At 61.5% G+C, this 16,053-nt stretch carries 14 protein-coding genes; 5 read left to right on the top strand and 9 right to left on the bottom strand.

The window, feature by feature from the left end; all coding sequences use genetic code 11:
* Window positions 1–19: 19 nt before the first annotated feature.
* From M653_RS0108440 to M653_RS0108400, 9 genes are all read right to left on the bottom strand, one after another.
* Window positions 20–1,135 (bottom strand): ABC transporter ATP-binding protein, encoded by a 1,116-nt coding sequence (locus M653_RS0108440; RefSeq protein ID WP_027142946.1) that lies wholly within the window; start codon window positions 1,133–1,135, stop codon window positions 20–22.
* A 4-nt stretch (window positions 1,136–1,139) separates the two neighbouring features.
* Complete coding sequence (locus tag M653_RS0108435) at window positions 1,140–2,084, bottom strand: carbohydrate ABC transporter permease (RefSeq protein ID WP_027142945.1); 945 nt, start codon at window positions 2,082–2,084, stop codon at window positions 1,140–1,142.
* Window positions 2,081–3,037 carry a sugar ABC transporter permease gene (locus M653_RS0108430; RefSeq protein WP_027142944.1) on the bottom strand — a complete coding sequence of 319 codons (957 nt, stop codon included), beginning with the start codon at window positions 3,035–3,037 and terminating at the stop codon, window positions 2,081–2,083. Before M653_RS0108430 ends, M653_RS0108435 begins: the two co-directional genes overlap by 4 nt.
* A gap of 83 nt (window positions 3,038–3,120) precedes the next feature.
* Window positions 3,121–4,374: an ABC transporter substrate-binding protein gene (locus tag M653_RS0108425; RefSeq protein WP_027142943.1), complete on the bottom strand. Its 1,254-nt coding sequence runs from the start codon at window positions 4,372–4,374 to the stop codon at window positions 3,121–3,123.
* Window positions 4,375–4,432: 58 nt separating this feature from the next.
* On the bottom strand, window positions 4,433–5,944 hold the full coding sequence (locus M653_RS0108420; RefSeq protein ID WP_032935127.1) for an aldehyde dehydrogenase family protein: 1,512 nt from the start codon (window positions 5,942–5,944) through the stop codon (window positions 4,433–4,435).
* A gap of 17 nt (window positions 5,945–5,961) precedes the next feature.
* On the bottom strand, window positions 5,962–6,738 hold the full coding sequence (locus tag M653_RS0108415) for an enoyl-CoA hydratase/isomerase family protein (protein WP_027142941.1): 777 nt from the start codon (window positions 6,736–6,738) through the stop codon (window positions 5,962–5,964).
* Window positions 6,731–8,332, bottom strand: coding sequence for an acyl CoA:acetate/3-ketoacid CoA transferase (locus tag M653_RS0108410; protein WP_027142940.1), 1,602 nt, complete (start codon window positions 8,330–8,332; stop codon window positions 6,731–6,733). The genes M653_RS0108415 and M653_RS0108410 overlap by 8 nt, the downstream gene beginning before the upstream one ends.
* Entirely contained in the window at window positions 8,329–9,345 is a 1,017-nt protein-coding gene (locus M653_RS0108405; protein WP_027142939.1) for a Gfo/Idh/MocA family oxidoreductase, read from the bottom strand. The genes M653_RS0108410 and M653_RS0108405 overlap by 4 nt, the downstream gene beginning before the upstream one ends.
* Window positions 9,342–10,400, bottom strand: a complete 1,059-nt coding sequence (locus M653_RS0108400) for a LacI family DNA-binding transcriptional regulator (protein ID WP_027142938.1) — start codon at window positions 10,398–10,400, stop codon at window positions 9,342–9,344. Before M653_RS0108400 ends, M653_RS0108405 begins: the two co-directional genes overlap by 4 nt.
* Before the next feature lie 242 nt (window positions 10,401–10,642).
* Between M653_RS0108400 and M653_RS0108395 the strand changes: the two genes are divergently transcribed.
* The 5 genes from M653_RS0108395 (at window position 10,643) to M653_RS0108380 (ending at window position 15,992) form a co-directional block, all read left to right on the top strand.
* Window positions 10,643–11,797: a dihydrodipicolinate synthase family protein gene (locus M653_RS0108395; RefSeq protein ID WP_027142937.1), complete on the top strand. Its 1,155-nt coding sequence runs from the start codon at window positions 10,643–10,645 to the stop codon at window positions 11,795–11,797.
* 472 nt (window positions 11,798–12,269) lie between these two features.
* Window positions 12,270–13,358: a hypothetical protein gene (locus M653_RS0108390; RefSeq protein ID WP_156938167.1), complete on the top strand. Its 1,089-nt coding sequence runs from the start codon at window positions 12,270–12,272 to the stop codon at window positions 13,356–13,358.
* 517 nt (window positions 13,359–13,875) lie between these two features.
* Window positions 13,876–14,514: an adenylate/guanylate cyclase domain-containing protein gene (locus M653_RS1000000134930; RefSeq protein ID WP_156938166.1), complete on the top strand. Its 639-nt coding sequence runs from the start codon at window positions 13,876–13,878 to the stop codon at window positions 14,512–14,514.
* 68 nt (window positions 14,515–14,582) lie between these two features.
* Window positions 14,583–15,611, top strand: a complete 1,029-nt coding sequence (locus M653_RS1000000134925) for a hypothetical protein (RefSeq protein WP_156938165.1) — start codon at window positions 14,583–14,585, stop codon at window positions 15,609–15,611.
* A gap of 15 nt (window positions 15,612–15,626) precedes the next feature.
* A complete protein-coding gene (locus tag M653_RS0108380) occupies window positions 15,627–15,992 on the top strand; it encodes a DUF4440 domain-containing protein (RefSeq protein WP_027142935.1) in 366 nt (121 codons plus the stop codon).
* The last annotated feature ends 61 nt before the right edge of the window (window positions 15,993–16,053 follow it).

Below are 16,053 nucleotides of genomic sequence, written 5' to 3'. Positions count from 1 at the left end.
CACTTTTGGGCGACACGCATCAGCGAATACGGCTCTCGGTCGCCGGATCAAAGAACACCGCCTTGGTCAGGTTGAAGGCCAGCGGCGTATTGGTGCCCGGCTGGATGTTGGCATCGGCGCGCAGCCGCGCCACCACGCCCTTGCCACCGAGATTGGTGACGGCGAAAGTGTCGGAACCGGCCGGTTCCACCACCTCGATATGGCAATCGGCGGTGGCGATTTGCGAGGCGTTGCGTTCCGCGCCTTCCGGATCGGTGAGCGCCTCCGGGCGGACGCCGAAGATGATCGGCTTGCCCATGAATGCCGACAGTCCGGCCGGCGCGTTGGCCATCGGCAAGGTGATCGGCTGGCGTGCCTCGCGATCAAGCACGACGGCCAGATCGCCGCCATTGCCGCCGATGGTCGCCGGGATCAGGTTCATTGCCGGCGACCCCATGAAGTCGGCGACGAAGATATTGCTCGGGTTATTGTAGATTTCCGCCGGCGTGCCGAATTGCTGCACCTCGCCGTCACGCATGACCGCGATCTTGGTCGCCAGCGTCATCGCCTCGATCTGGTCGTGGGTGACGTAGACGATGGTTGTGCCCGTGGTGGCATGCAGGCGTTTGATCTCGATGCGCATGTCGACGCGCAGCTTGGCGTCGAGGTTGGAGAGCGGCTCGTCGAACAGGAACAGCTTGGGGTCGCGCACCAATGCCCGGCCCATGGCGACGCGCTGGCGCTGGCCGCCGGAGAGCTGGCTCGGCTTGCGCTGCAGCAGATGGCCGATCTGCAGGACCTTGGCCACCTTGTCGATCGCCTTCTGGCGTTCCTCGGCTGGCACGCCGCGCATCTCCATGCCGAAGGAGATGTTCCCGGCCACCGTCATGTTGGGGTAGAGCGCATAGCTCTGGAACACCATGGCGATGTCGCGCTTGGACGGGTGCAGATCGGTGATGGTGCGGCCGTCGACGCGGATATCGCCAGAGGTGATCGTCTCCAGTCCGGCAATGGTGTTGAGCAGCGTGGACTTGCCGCAGCCGGACGGACCGACCAGCACCAGGAAGCCGCCCTTTTCCAGCTCGAGGTTAATCCCTTTCAGGATCTCGACCTGGCCGAAACGCTTCCTCAGACCATCAATTTCCAGAAAAGCCATTGCGTTATCCTTTGACCGCGCCGGCCATCAGGCCACGCACGAAATAGCGGCCGGCGAGCACATAGACGAGAAGGGTGGGCAGCGCGGCGATCATCGCGGCCGCCATGTTGACGTTGTATTCGACGACGCCGGTCGAGGTGTTGACGACATTGTTGAGCGCCACCGTCATCGGCATCGCGTCACCTGTGCCGGCATAGGCGGAGGCGAACAGGAAGTCGTTCCAGATGTTGGTGAACTGGTAGATGACGGTGACGACGAAGATCGGCATCGAGTTCGGCAGCATGATGCGCCGGAAGATCTGGAAGAAGGAAGCGCCGTCCACCTGCGCGGCCTTCACCAGTTCGGTCGGGAACGCCTCATAGTAGTTACGGAAGAACAGCGTGGTGAAGCCGATGCCGTAGACGACGTGGACGAACACCAGGTTGACCGTCGGGTTGCCAAGGCCGAAGCTGGTTCCGACCGTGTTCTGCAGCGTCACGCCGAAGCGTCCGAGGCTGCCCAGGATCGTCGCCATCGGCAAGAGCACCGACTGGAACGGGATGAAGCAGGCAAACAGCATCAGCCCGAACACCAGTGTCGCGCCGCGGAAACGCCATTTGGTCAGCACGTAGCCATTGAGCGCGCCGAGCATGGTCGAGATCAGCACGGCGGGAACCACCATCTTGATGGAGTTCCAGAAATAGCCCTTGATGCCGGCGCAGGTGAGGCCAACGCAGGTCTCGCCCCAGGCCTTCAGCCAGGGCTCGAAGGTCGGCGCCTTGGGCAGCGCCAGCATGTTGCCATTCTGGATCTCGTCCATGGTCTTGAACGAGGTCACCAGCATGACGAACAGCGGCATCAGGTAGAACAGCGCGAACAGCGCCAGAAGCCCGTAGATGACGATGCGGTTGACGATCTTGGCGTTCATGCCGCCGCTGGCCTGGCGGGTGGGAGTGGTCACCGCGCTCATCGCGACTTCTCCCTGAGTTCCGAATAGAGATAGGGCACGATGATGGCGACGATGGTCATCAGCATGATCACGGCACTTGCCGAACCGACGGCCATTTCGTTGCGCTTGAAGGTGTATTCATACATGAAGTTGGACGGCAGCCAGGCCGAGCCGCCGGGGCCGCCGCTGGTCAGCGCCACAACCAGATCGTAAGATTTGATGGCAAGGTGCGCGAGCACGATGAAGGCTGACAGGAAGATCGGCCGCAAGAGCGGAATGACGATGCGGCGATAGAGCTGGAAGGTGGTGGCGCCGTCGATCTGCGCCGCTTTCATGATCTCGCCGTCAATGCCGCGCAGGCCGGCCAGGAACATCGCCATGATAAAGCCGGAGGCCTGCCAGACACCGGCGATGACCACGGTGTAGATGACGAAATCCTTGTTCTTGATCCAGTCGAAATGGAAGCTCGTCCAGCCCCATTGATGCAGCGTCTGCTCGAGACCGAGGCCAGGGTCGAGGAACCATTTCCAGGCAACGCCGGTGACGATGAAGGAGAGCGCCATCGGGTAGAGATAAATCGGACGCAGCACGCCTTCACCGCGGATCTTCTGGTCGAGCAGGATGGCCAGGAACAGGCCGAGCGCCAGGCAGATCAAGATGTAGAGAAAGCCGAAAATGCCCATATTGGTGATCGACGTGTACCAGCTCGATGGCGGGTCGGTGTCGAAAGTCCAGCCCCAGAGTCGCTGATAGGCGCGCCCGCCCGTTATGGCGTAGGACGGGAAGGTCTTGGAGTTGGTGAAGGATAGGTAGATCGTCCACAGGATGAAGCCGTAGACGAAAACGATAGTGATGGCGAAGCTCGGCGCCAGCACGATTTTCGGCAAGGCGTCCTGCAGGCGCGACCGCACAGACGTGCGCGGGCGGGCATGCTCCGGCGTCAGCTTGATCTGGCTTGTCGCAACTGTGCTCATGGGTTCCTCCCGTCGGCGTCCGGCCGACCGGCCTCAGGGGACCTTCCCCGCCGGAGCGGGGAAGGTGTTCTCGTGCGTAACGCTTACTTGGCGTCGTCGATTGCCTTGACCAGTTCGGTCACGGCCTCGTCCGAGGTCTTGATCTGACCATGGACGAATTTGGAGATGACGTCCTTGTAGGCATTGGCGACAGCCGGGGGCGCGCCATAGCCCTGGGCGAGCGAGCCGAACAGCGTGCCGCCTTCATTGGCCTTCTTCAGGTCGGCAATACCCTTCTTGCCGCAAGCGTCGAAGTCGGTATCAGGCACGTCGGTGCGGGCCGGAACCGAACCCTTGACGACGTTGAAGGCCGACTGGAAGCTCTTCGACAAAGTGGCGGTGGCGAGTGCAACCTGGGCGGCCTTGCGGTCGTCCGGGACGTTGAACATGCCGAACATGTCGGAGTTGTAGATCACCGAGCCGTCGGTGCCGGGGAAGCGATAGCAGAGGAAGTCGGTGCCCGGGCTCTTGTTGGCGGCGTGGAATTCGCCCTTGGCCCAGTCGCCCATGACCTGCACCAGCGCATCGCCCTTGATGACCATGGCGGTGGCGAGGTTCCAGTCGCGGCCCGAGAAGTTCGGGTCGACATAGGTGACGAGCTTGGCGAGATTGTCGAACGACTTCTTCATCGTGTCGGACTTGAGCGAAGCGTCGTCGAGGTCGTTCATCGCCTTCTTGTAGAACTCCGGCCCGCCGGTCGACAGCACGACGGAATCGAACATGGTGGCTTCCTGCCAGTTCTGACCACCAAGCGCGAGCGGGGTGACGCCGGCCGCCTTGGCCTTGTCGAGCAATGCCACGAAGTCGTCGAAGGTCTTCGGCTCGGTGCCGCCGATCTTGTCCATCACCGCCTTGTTGATCCACAGCCAATTGACCGAGTGGACGTTGACCGGAGCGGCAACCCACTTGCCGTCATAGACGGCGAATTTCTGCAGGGCGGCCGGAACCGACTTGTCCCAGCCTTCCTTCTTCGCCGTCTCGGTGAGATCGCCCATGACGCCGGCAGCGGCATAGTCGAGCACGGTGTAGCCGAGCATCTGCGAGGCGGTCGGATAGTTGCCGGCCGCGACCATCGCCTTCAGCGCGGTCATGGCGGCATCGCCGCCGCCGCCAGCCACGGGAACGTCCTTCCAGGCATAGCCTTCCTTGGCCAGATCGCCCTTGAGCACGTTGAGAGCAGCCGCTTCGCCGCCCGACGTCCACCAATGCAGCATCTGCACTTCCTTGACATCCTCGGCATGGGCCGCGAAAGCCAGGCCCGAAGCGAGCGCCGTTCCGATAAGCAGTTTGCGCAACATGTACTTCCTCCCTTGTTGCATTACACGACCGGTGGCAGCCCACCGGGTTCTTCCCAACTCAGCCGACCCACCAACCGGTGCGCTGGCCGCGATGAAACTGGATTGTCTTTTCCTCGGTATAGTCCTCGACTGCGCGCTTGCCGAGTTCGCGGCCCAGGCCCGACTGCTTGTAGCCGCCGAACGGCAGTTCTGGATAACCTTCCATGAACGTGTTCACCCAGACCGTCCCCGAACGCACGCCCCGCGCCACCGACATGCAGGTGTCGATGCTGGCGCTCCACACACCCGCCGACAGACCATAGGGCGTGTTGTTGGCGATGTGCAACGCCCTTTCAATCGATTCAAAAGTCAGCACCGATAGCACCGGCCCGAACACTTCCTCGCGGGCGACGGCCATGTTTTCGGTGACGTCGCGTAAGATCGTCGGGTCGAGATATTGGCCGGCATTGGAGGGGAGTTGCCCGCCGCCGCTGTAGATGCTGCCGCCGTCACTCGCGGCCGCCGCCACGTAATCCGTCACCTTGGCCAGATGGTCGGACGAAATCATCGCTCCGACCTTGGTCCTGTCATCGAGCGGATCGCCCACCGTCACCCTGGCGGTCAACGCCTTCACCGCGGCCAGGAAATCATCGGCGATCGCCTCGTGCACGATCAGCCGGCTGCCGGCATTGCAGCATTCGCCGGCATTGAAGAAGCCGCCGAATACCGCTGCGTCGGCGGCCGCCTCGAGATCGGCATCAGGAAAGACGATCTGGCCGTTCTTGCCGCCGAGCTCCATCGACACCTTCTTCAGGGAGTTCGAGGCCGCCGCCATGGTCATCTTGCCGACGCGGGTGGAACCGGTGAACGAAATCATCTCGACCAGGGGATGGCTGACCATCGGCGTGCCAACATCGGCGCCGAGACCGGCGAGGACATTGACGACGCCGGCGGGCACGCCGGCTTCGAGCAGGATGTCGCCAAGCACGAAGGTCGAGGCCGAGGTCATCTCGCTCGGCTTGACCACCGCCGTGCAGCCGGCGGCGAGCGCGAAAGGCAGTTTCTGGCTGACGATGAGGAACGGAAAATTCCACGGCGTGATGATCGAGACGACACCGATCGGCTCGCGCAGCACAATGCCCAGCATGGCGTCGCCGAGATTGGCGTAGCTTTCACCGTGCAACGTGCGGGCCAGCGAAGCGGCATAGCGCCAGATGTCGACGGCGCCGCCGATCTCGCCGCGCGCCTGGGCGATCGGCTTGCCGGATTCCAGCGCATCGAGCCGGGCGATGTCTTCCAGCCGCGCCTCGATCAGGTCGGCGGCCTTGAGCAGGATCGCGGCGCGCTCGGCCGCTTTCATGCGCGGCCAGGGACCGGTCTCGAACGCCCTGTGCGCGGCCTGCATCGCGGCTTCCACTTCGGCGGCACCTGCCTGGGCGTAGTGTGAAACGGTGAAGCCGTGACCGGGGCTCTTGCGTTCCAGCATGCGGCCGTCGCGGGCATCGACATGCTTGCCGTCGATCAGAAGCCTGTATGCCTTGGGAGCCGCGGAGGCCTCGGCAGGCATGGAAATCTTGAGAGGTGCATTCATGTGATTTCCACTCTGTCCTAGGAACGCGAAAACACTGGCTTTTGCTTGGTCTTGAAGAAGCCGACGCCGGCCTTGAGATCACCGGTGAGCGCTATGAAGCCGCTGGCCAAGGCTTCGGTCGCGGCAGCGCTTTCTTCGCCTTCCGCCACCGCGATCATCAGCTTGGCGGCTTCGGTTGCCAGCGGCCCGCGTTCGGCGATTTTTTCAGCCCATGTCTTGGCTTCATCCGACGCTTTGCCGGTTTCGACGACGCGGTCGACGATACCCAGCGCAAGCGCTTCCGCCGCCAGAAAAATCTCGCCACCGACAGCCATACGGCGCACCGTCTGAGCGCCGAGGCGGCGCACCGCGCGTTGCGTGCCGGACCAGCCGGGGACGACGCCGATCGAGGTTTCGGGAAAGCCGAGTTTCACCTGCGTTTCCGCGACGCGAAAATCGCAAGCGACAGCCAATTCGAGTCCACCGCCGAGCGCATGGCCGGACAGAACGGCGATGGTCGGCTGCCGCAGCCGTGCCAGCCGGTCGAAGACACGGTGGCCGTAGCGCACCCATTGCACCTGGAAATCGGCGGCGCTCATGCCGCCCCAGGCCTCGACATCGCCGCCGGCGCAAAACCCCTTGCCTTCGCCGCATATGAGCACCACGCGCACACCTTCGGCGCTTTCCGCCTCGTCGAGCGCTGCTTCCAGCGCGCGCAGCATCGGGATGTCGAGCGCGTTGAATTTTTCGGGCCGGCGCAAGGTGACGATGCCGATCGCACCATCCTGCTCGAAGGTGACGAGGCGCTCAGCCATGCGCGCCTCCGAGCGAGGTGCTGCCATTGAGCGACAGGCCGATCGGCCGATCCTGGTAGAGCGCGGCCGGCGTCACCTTGAGGTCGTTGGCTACGTTGAGCGGGATCTCGGCTTGACCAAGCACATCACGCTCGAGGTCGATGCCCGGCGCCAGTTCCGTCACCATCAGCCCATCTGATGTCAGCTTCATCACGCAACGCTCGGTCACATAGGTGATATCCTGTCCCTGCGCGACGGCGCGCTTGCCGGAGAAGGAGATGTGCTCGACCGCCTCGACGACTTTCTTGACCTTGCCTTCCGCGTCGATGCGGATGCCGCCATCGGCGAGCGACAGCTTGGCTCCGGCATTGAAGAAGCCGGAAAAGACGATCTTCTTCGCCCGCGACGTGATGTCGACAAAGCCGCCGGCGCCGGCCGTGACATGCGGCCGTGCCGAAAGCTTCGAGACGTTGACCGAGCCGTGGCGGTCGATCTGCAGGAAGGAGAGCAGCGAAGCGTCGAAGCCGCCGGCCTGGAAATAGATGAACTGGTGCGGCGAGGGCATGATCGCCTCGGCATTGGAGGCGCAGCCGAACTTGAAGTCGAGCAGCGGCACGCCGCCGACAGCACCCTGTTCGATCACCCAGGTGACCTTGCCGTGCTGGCCTTCTTCCAGAAGGATGCGCGGCACGTTGGCCGAGATGCCGAAGCCGATATTGACGGCCATGCCGTCGCGAAGCTCCATGGCGACGCGGCGCGCGATCACCTTGTGAACGTTCATTTCCGGCGTGCGGAAGCTCGACAGCGGCCGGAAGATTTCACCCGAAATCGCCGGATCGTAAGGCGTCAGCGTCGTCTGCAACTGGTCGGGCGCGACGACGATATGATCGACCAGCACGCCCGGCACGCGCACATCATGCGGTTTCAGCGTGCCGTTCTCGACGACGCGCTTGACCTGCGCGATGACGATGCCGCCATTGTTGCGGGCGGCGAGCGCCTGTTCCAGGCCGCCGAGATAGGCGCCCTCATGCTCATAGGTCAGGTTGCCGCGCTCATCCGCGGTGGTGGCGCGGATGATCGAAACCTGGGGCACGATGGCGCGGAAATAGAGCCATTCCTCGCCGTCGAATTGCTGCACCGACACGATCGGCTCGCCGGCGGCGGCGTTCATCGCGCAGCCCTGGTGGCGCGGGTCGGCGAAAGTGTCGAGGCCGACCTTGGTTAGCACGCCCGGCCGCTTGGCCGCGGCCTCGCGGTGCATGTCGAACAGGATGCCGGACGGCACGTTATAGGCGGCGACTGAATTGTCGCCGATCATCTTCCATATCCGCGGCGGCTCGGCGGAGGAGGGACCCGACGGATAGGAGCCGCACAGCGTACGCTTCAACAGGCCCGGCTTGGCCAGATGATCGATGCCCTTGATGCCATACATGTCGCCGGCGGCGATCGGGTGCAGCGTGGTGATGTCCTTCGGATGGCCCTCGCTGTCAAAGCGTTCACCGATGGCGGCGAGCACGGCGTCCGGGCAGCCGAGGCCGCTCGACGAGGACACCGAGACGACCATACCATCCTTGATCAGGCTGGCTGCCTGCGCCGACGAAACGACCTTGCTCAATTCATGCTCCCGAGTTTCGGGTCGATCTTGACGGCTCTGCCGGAATTGGCCGATTGCAATGCCGCCTCGGCCGCGGCGAGCGACCAGATGCCGTCCTCGCCGGTGGCGGAAGGCTGGCCCTCGCCACGGATCGCGGCATGGAACCGGCGCACCGACCTGACATAGAGATTCTCGCGGTCGGAGCTCAATTCTTCTTCGCCGCTGGCGGTGCGCAGAAGGACAGAGCCGACCGGTTTCTGCGTCATCACGTTACGGGCGATCAGCGAGCCTTGGGAGCCGTGCACCTCGAAGCCGGTGTCGGCAAATCTGGTGGTGAAGCCTTCATGCGATTGCGCGATGAGGCCCGACTCGAAGCGCCAGATGCACATGGCGCCGTCTTCCAGCCCGCTGGCGGCCATACCGGCAGATTGCGTGAAGGCGGAAACCTCGACCGGATCGTCGCCAAGCACGAAGCGCAGCGTGTCGGCATCGTGCACGGTGATGTCGAGCACCACGCCGCCGCCCGCCTCAGGCCTGGCGATGCGCCAACCCTGCAGGTTTTCGGGCAGGTAGACGGCGTGGAAGACCCGCGCGGCGATCGGCTGGCCTATGCGACCGGCGGCAATCGCCTCGCGCATGGCACGGTGCGCGCCGGCGTTGCGCAGATGATGATTGGTTCCGAGCACGATGCCTGCGGCCTTGGCCGCAACGACCATTCTGCGCGCGTCGTCGCTGGTCAGCGCCAGCGGCTTTTCACACAGCACATGCTTTCCCGCCTTGATCGCGGCCAGCGCCTGTTCGAGGTGCAATTCGTTGGTGGTCGAGATGTAGACGGCGTCGATGTCGGATCCGAGCAAGGCATCGAGATTTGATACGGCGGCTGGAATACCATTTTCCCTTGCGTAGGCCGCAGCGCGTTCGGGGTTGGAACTCATTACCGCTGCTATCGCGCCATCGGCTTGCGCGCGAATGGCGTCGATCATGAATTGCCGGGCGATCGTGCTGGCGCCGATCAGCCCCCATTTGACGCTCATGTCGCGGCTCCCGTAGGCGCGGGCCTTTTTTGCGTGCGGCGATCTGGGCCGCAGCTTTCCCTGACCACGAGATTGACGGCGCCGATATGGTCCTCGGCGCGCGTGGTGCGCGACTGGATCATCTTGATCATGACGTGGGCCGCGCGTTCGCCGAGACCGGCGGAGTCCACCGCGACGCTGGTCAGCGGCGGCATATAATGTTCGGCCTCGACCACATCGTCGAAGCCGACGACGGCGAAATCCGGGCCCGGCTCAAGTCCGCGCTTGCGCAGCGCCAGCATGACGCCGAAGGCAACGGCATCGTTGAAGCAGAGCGCCGCGGTTGGCGGCTCCGCCATTGCGAGTGACGTTTCCAGGCAGGCCATGCCGCCCTTGCGGTTGGTCTCGCCCTCGATGATGAGCGCGTCGCGAGCGTCGATGCCGAGCGTCTCGCAGGCCTCGCGAAAGCCGCCCAGCCGCTCATGGTAGACCACCAGATCAGACGAGCCGCCGAAGAAGGCCAGGCGTCGATGTCCCTTGCCGACGAGATGAGCGGTGGCGAGATAGGCGCCCCGATGATTGTCGGGAGCAATCACCGGAATGCGGCTTTCAGGCAGCCGGCGCATGGCGAAGGCAATCGGCAGACCGGCTATTTCCAGCCGCCGGAACGCCCCTGGCGTGGTGCCGCGCGCCGGGGAAACGATAAGCCCGGCGACGCCTTGTTCCATCAGAGACTTCAGCACTTCTTCCTGGCGCACCGGATTTTCGGCCGTGTTGGCGATGAAGGGCACGATGCCGGCCGATTGGAAAACACGCTCCATGCCCACTGCCAGTTCCGCGAAGAACGGATTGGTGAGATCGTTGATGACCATGCCGATGACGTTGGAGTGGGCCTTGCGCAGATTGGCGGCGCCGCGGTTGTAGACATAGCCGACATCCTCGATCGCCTTGCGCACCTTGACCGCGGTTTCGGGGCGGATCAGGCCGCTGCCCTGGAGCACGAGCGACACGGTCGATTTGGACACGCCCGCCTCGCGGGCAATGTCGAAGATCGTCGCCTTGGCCCGACTGGCCATCCTGGTATCCTCCCGGTTTTCTAAATCGACTTTTATTGGAACGTTCTAATCTCTGCTTCGTAGGCAAGTCAATCGGGATTTTTTCTCAATCAGAAGGAAGCGATCATATGTGGTCAAGCAATATGCCATCCAAGGGCCCTTTGTGCTGCAACGCAGCATTGGCCGGCCGGCCATTTCGAATCTTAGAGGTTCTTGATTTATTGGAACGTTCCATTTAATAGGCGCCGAAAAGGGAGAGATCGATGGATATTGCCTTGCCGGGCGAGAGTGGCCGCAGCACACGTTACGCGCTTGTCGGACAGCCGGTCCAGCCGGTGATCGGCGCACGGTTCCCGCGCATCGCCTATGCCGCCGCGCATGTCGTTGCCGATCCCCTCAAGATGACTGATCCGTGGTCGCGGCCCGTGGTCGACTGGAACAGGACGATGGCGTTTCGTCATCATCTGTGGCGCCTCGGCTTCCGCATCGCAGAGGCCATGGACACGTCGCAGCGCGGCATGGGCTTCGATTGGATACATGCGCAGGAATTGATCCGCCGTTCAATCGCGGAGGCGCGAACCGTCGCTGGCGCCGATCTCGCGTCGGGTGCCGGAACCGACCATCTGGCGCCGGCGTCGGCCAGGACACTGGACGATGTGATCGCCGCCTATGAGGAGCAGTTCGCTTTCATCGAAGGGCAGGGCGGCAAGGCGATCATGATGGCCAGCCGCGCGCTGGCGGCCGTGGCGAAGGGGCCGGACGATTACGCCCTGGTTTACGATCGCATATTGGGCCAAGCCTCAGGCAAGGTCATCCTGCACTGGCTGGGCGACATGTTTGATCCGGCCTTGAGGGGCTATTGGGGCAGCGACGATTTCGAGGCCGCGCTCGATACGGTGGTCGCCATCATCGAGCGCCACGCCGGCAAGGTCGAAGGCATCAAGATATCGCTGCTCGACGCCGGCAAGGAGGTGGCGCTCAGGAAACGGCTGCCGGACGGCGTGTTGATGTTCACCGGCGACGACTTCAATTATCCCGAACTGATCGCCGGAGACGGCAAGCGGCACTCGCACGCATTGCTCGGCATTTTCGACGCGATCGCACCGGTTGCCAATGCCGCGCTGGCAAAGCTGGCTGACGGCGATCGTGCCGGCTACGGCGCGCTGATGGCGCCGACCGTGCCGCTGTCACGAAAAATCTTCGAGGCGCCGACCGAATATTATAAAGCCGGCATCGTCTTCATGGCCTGGCTGAACGGTCACCAGGATCATTTCGCGATGGTCGGCGGCATGCAGTCGGCGCGCGGCATCCGCCATTATGCCGATGTCTTCCGCCTTGCCGACCAGGCTGGCCTGCTGGCCGATCCGGAGATGGCGGTTGCCAGGATGAAGAGCCTCTGCGCCGTCGCAGGCATCTAAACGAGTTTCGCGATCGGGTCAGCCGTCGTCCATCCCCGTCGGCGCCAAGACGGGCGCTCCGCGATGCAAGGTCCGATTGTCCGGGTTGGATGGTGGGCGTGACAGGGATTGAACCTGTGACCCCTGCAATGTCAACGGCGGAGCAATCCAACAAAATCAAGGGAAAACTCTGCCAAACGCTCCCACACGTGGTCATGTAAATCCAACGATTTTCAGAGTTTAGCATGGGCGCGCGTGTCACTTGTGTGTCACCCGGAGCGTCTCGGTTCAAGTGAAGAAGGGGCCGGGGCATCGGACCACAGAACGCTCCGCTGGCGGGCGTCAAATTCCTGCCGTGGCCACACGGCCCCCAGAATACAAAAACCGCCACCCTCGGCAGAGGGCAGCGGTCAACAAATTGGATGCTTTGTCAGAGCGGTAAAATAGTACCGCAGTTCGCATCCGATCACAACTCGAAAGGATCGAATGCGCTATGCCGAAAGCTGCTCTATTTTCTCAACTGACAGGAATGAATGTCGGCCTCGGGAGCAACCCCGAAAATCCTTGTCCGTCCGCCAAGAAAATCCCCCACGCGAAGCACGGTGGCCAGTATGGCCTGCCGTTGCACCCACTCCTCACCGACGATGAAATCAATTTCATCCTCTCAGCTCCAATGATGGAACTTCGCTCACGCTACAACCCCGAAGCCAACTCCCATCGCAACAGAAAGAACAAAGCGAAGGCCAACTTCTCCCCCGAGCTAAGCGACCTCCGCGATTTCCTGCTTTACGTGGGGCCGATGCCCCAGCCGGGGATGACGCTCGACCGTATCAACAACGATGATCCACAATATGCGTGGAACAAGGTGCGCTGGGCGACGAAGAAGGTCCAGAACAACAACAAGTCAGACACCGGCACGTACACATGCTCGACAACGGGCAACACGGTCACCACGTCCGAACTGGCGCAGCGACAAGGTGTGGGTTTGGACACAATACGGAAGCGCAGAAAACGTAACTGGACGGATGACGAGATAATCGCGGGATACAGGTTTTCGCCCGGCTCTGTAGCTCCCAAGCCGAAGTTTCAGGGCTACACCCCCGCGTCGCAGAAAAACGTCCAAGCGGACTTCGTCGCATTTTCGGTCGGGCCGCTGTGGGGCTATGCCCGGCTCGATTTCCCAGCGGGTCTGTACAACGCCCATCAACGCCACCGCATTTGTCATCCTACCATGAGCGACTACCGCTTCTCCAATGAAGCCCGAAGCCACCAGTGGTACCGACAGTATGGCGACGGCGAGTACATCCCGGGCACCAAGAAAGAGTTGATCCAGTGCCTATCGGAGGACGGCGACGGCTTTATTCTAGCAGGTCTGGTAGACGATGGAGTGGAGCGGCATTTTGTGAAACTGATCACCCGGAACCCGCATCTTTATTTCCCGAACTTCCTCGAGCACCATCTGGAAGTACTCAGGGATCAAGCTCCCGAATGGATAGAAAACATGGAGCAACGGTTCCGCACACTGGCGGTACAGGACGAAGCCACGGCGAAGGATATCGGCTCGTTGAAGCATCAACTTTAGCGAGCAGATGTTGTGCTATGCCTATAGTCGCGCGGCGGATGACCCTCTGTTAAAATCGATTTCACTCAGGTCATATTGACCAACGCGACGGGGATGTAGCGAGACATGGTCATCCCGGAGTAGAGACCTAATCGACAGGCGTTCGCTCGACATGCCCAAACCGGCAAAAAGCTTATGCATGTTGGACGGTTGGCTATCTCAACTGCCTCGAAAAATCGCATGTCTTTGAGCAGATCACGCAAGGGCATTGTCGGAAAAAGACAAGTTTCAGCGGCAAGTGTGTCCCGGCACAAGCCATCCGATGTCCCTGTAGGGGAAGCTCCCGTTATAGGTCGAATTAGCTCGCATGCTGAGCGATGGTTGCCCGAAGGCTCGATTTGCGCTTCATTGCGGGGTAGCCGCTGGACACCGCAGCCAACCACAAGCTACGGCTCGTGGGACCAAACTCGCCATCCAAGAATAACGTAGTGTTCTCCAAGGGGATGCTAACGTGAGTGATGGATCAGTGCAACGCAGATTGGCAGCCATCGTCGTCGCTGACGTAGTCGGCTATTCCCGAATGATGGAAGCGGACGAAGTCGGTACTCTCAAAGCCCTCAAGGATCGACGAAAGAGCGTGCTTGAGCCGGTGATCCGGTCTCACAGGGGACGCGTTGTCAAGCTGATGGGTGACGGCGTTCTCATCGAGTTCGCGAGCGCCGTGAACGCGGTGGCAGGCTCGATTGAGCTTCAGCAGAAAATGGCAGAGGCGAATACAGGCTTGCCTGAGGCGCAACGGATAGTTCTCAGGGTCGGGATCAATCTGGGCGACGTAATCGGGGAAGGTTCGGACATCTTTGGCGACGGCGTCAACATCGCGGCAAGGCTGGAGAGCCAAGCCCGTCCCGGTGGCATATGCATGTCGGAAAAGGTTTACAACGAGGTTCGAGGCAAGATCGCAGTCACAGCTGAAGACCTCGGCCATTTGCAACTTAAGAACATAGACGCACCTGTCAGGGCCTTCGCAGTAGCTCAAGCCGGAGCGTCGCCTGCGGCAACGCCGGTAGGCAGCAGGGAGGTCACATCGATTGCAATTATGCCCTTCACCAACATGTCGGGTAATTCGGATCAAGATTACTTCGCCGACGGCATCACAGAGGACATCATAACGAATTGAGCCGGTTCAAGGACCTAGCCGTTGTAGCTCGGAATACGGCGTCAACATATAAGGGCAGTTTCGTTGACGTGGCCGAAATAGGTCGCAAGTGGGGAGCGGATTTCGTCGTCGAGGGAAGTATCCGGCTGGCCGGTTCCCGCATACGTGCCACGGTCCAGCTGGTCGATGCCCAAACCGGCGCACATGTCTTTGCGGAAAAGTTTGATCGTGAGGTGACCGACATATTCGCGGTGCAAGACGAAATCGTAGAGTGCATCACAGGTCGGCTATTTTTCAGTTTGCGAGATGCAGCCGGGGCCAAACGCGATAAAAGTCCCACGACGAGCGTGTCGGCGTATACATCATGGCTCAAGTCTCATGCAGCTTGGCGCAACGGCGATGAGCAGCTCGCCCGCCAGCACATGCAGGAGGCGATCCGCATCGATCCCAATTACGCGCCCGCGCTGGCCGCTCTCGCCTTGCTGTATGCCTATTGGCGGTTCAGCGAACCTAGCTTATCGACCGATGCTCAGCGTGACCAACAAGCGCAGCAATTTGCGAGGCAAGCAATAGCAGCCGATAAGAACAATCCGTACGTGCTCACAAGTGTTGCAGCATGCTTCGCGATGTCCGCGCAGATCGCCGAGGCAATGCGCTACTCCGAAATGGCGATGACGATGAGCCCCCGGGATGTCAATGTTCTGCTCGCTCGGGGCTGGATCATGTCATTTGCGGGACGGCACCGAGAAGGATTGGAGCTCGCCAAACGAGCATGCAAACTAGAACCCCTTTTGCCACCTGCTTTCGTATCCAGTCTCGGAGACTGCTACTATCTTGCGCGCGAGCTGGATGCCGCTCTTGCGGCCTACAGAACGCTGATCGATGCGCCCTACTTCTTCAAACTCAATGAGGCATGCTGCCTAGCTCAGCTAGGGCGAGTTGATGAAGCAAGGCGGATAGGTCAAGGAGCACCGGAGGGTTTTGACACGACTGTTCACGCGCGCATCTGCGCGGAGATGTGTGCTCTTGATGAGGATAAGGCGTTCGTTCTTGAAGGCTACCGGCTGGTAGGGGTACCCCTTAACGGTCTGCAGCAGCCCAGTTCATCCCCCACTTGATAGCGAGATTACCAGATGTCGATCCACGAAGAGCTGCAAAGCGTCTATGAGGCTTACGCCACTTCCTATCGAAACAAACACCCTGTTGGTTGCGCGGCTGTGTTCACCGATGATGGCGAAGTATTCTCGCCTTATGCGCCACCGGCGAAGGGCCGAGCCGCCATCGAGGCCCTTCACTCCGAATGGGTAAACATCAGCGGCGACAACAAGGAATTGAGCGTTCTGGACGCGGGCTTTTCGGGTGACCTCGCTTGGTGTTTAACCGCCTACTCGGATACGATGGAGGCGGGCACCTCACTGAATGTCTTTCAACGCCAAGCCGATGGCGGATGGCTTATCCGCATTTGCAGTCTAAACCAGTCGCACGTCACGACTGAATGATCTCTTTACGGCCCTCTAGCCCCTAATTTTCCAATAATTCGAAAAGCGGCAAATCGTTGCG

Origin of the sequence: Mesorhizobium sp. WSM3626 (assembly GCF_000513935.1) — a bacterium.
In the GTDB taxonomy this organism is placed as follows: domain Bacteria; phylum Pseudomonadota; class Alphaproteobacteria; order Rhizobiales; family Rhizobiaceae; genus Mesorhizobium; species Mesorhizobium salmacidum.
The sequence above is the reverse complement of the archived record's forward strand: the minus strand, read 5'-3'. Positions and strand labels throughout refer to the sequence as shown.

Bases quoted from the DNA above. Each gene is read 5' to 3' on its own strand.
- M653_RS0108430 (WP_027142944.1), bottom strand. From the start codon at position 3,037: ATGAGCACAGTTGCGACAAGCCAGATCAAGCTGACGCCGGAGCATGCC.
- M653_RS0108415 (WP_027142941.1), bottom strand. From the start codon at position 6,738: ATGGCTGAGCGCCTCGTCACCTTCGAGCAGGATGGTGCGATCGGCATC.
- M653_RS0108440 (WP_027142946.1), bottom strand. From the start codon at position 1,135: ATGGCTTTTCTGGAAATTGATGGTCTGAGGAAGCGTTTCGGCCAGGTC.
- M653_RS0108380 (WP_027142935.1), top strand. From the start codon at position 15,627: ATGTCGATCCACGAAGAGCTGCAAAGCGTCTATGAGGCTTACGCCACT.
- M653_RS0108395 (WP_027142937.1), top strand. From the start codon at position 10,643: ATGGATATTGCCTTGCCGGGCGAGAGTGGCCGCAGCACACGTTACGCG.
- M653_RS0108420 (WP_032935127.1), bottom strand. From the start codon at position 5,944: ATGAATGCACCTCTCAAGATTTCCATGCCTGCCGAGGCCTCCGCGGCT.
- M653_RS0108405 (WP_027142939.1), bottom strand. From the start codon at position 9,345: ATGAGCGTCAAATGGGGGCTGATCGGCGCCAGCACGATCGCCCGGCAA.
- M653_RS0108425 (WP_027142943.1), bottom strand. From the start codon at position 4,374: ATGTTGCGCAAACTGCTTATCGGAACGGCGCTCGCTTCGGGCCTGGCT.
- M653_RS0108400 (WP_027142938.1), bottom strand. From the start codon at position 10,400: ATGGCCAGTCGGGCCAAGGCGACGATCTTCGACATTGCCCGCGAGGCG.
- M653_RS0108390 (WP_156938167.1), top strand. From the start codon at position 12,270: ATGCCGAAAGCTGCTCTATTTTCTCAACTGACAGGAATGAATGTCGGC.
- M653_RS0108435 (WP_027142945.1), bottom strand. From the start codon at position 2,084: ATGAGCGCGGTGACCACTCCCACCCGCCAGGCCAGCGGCGGCATGAAC.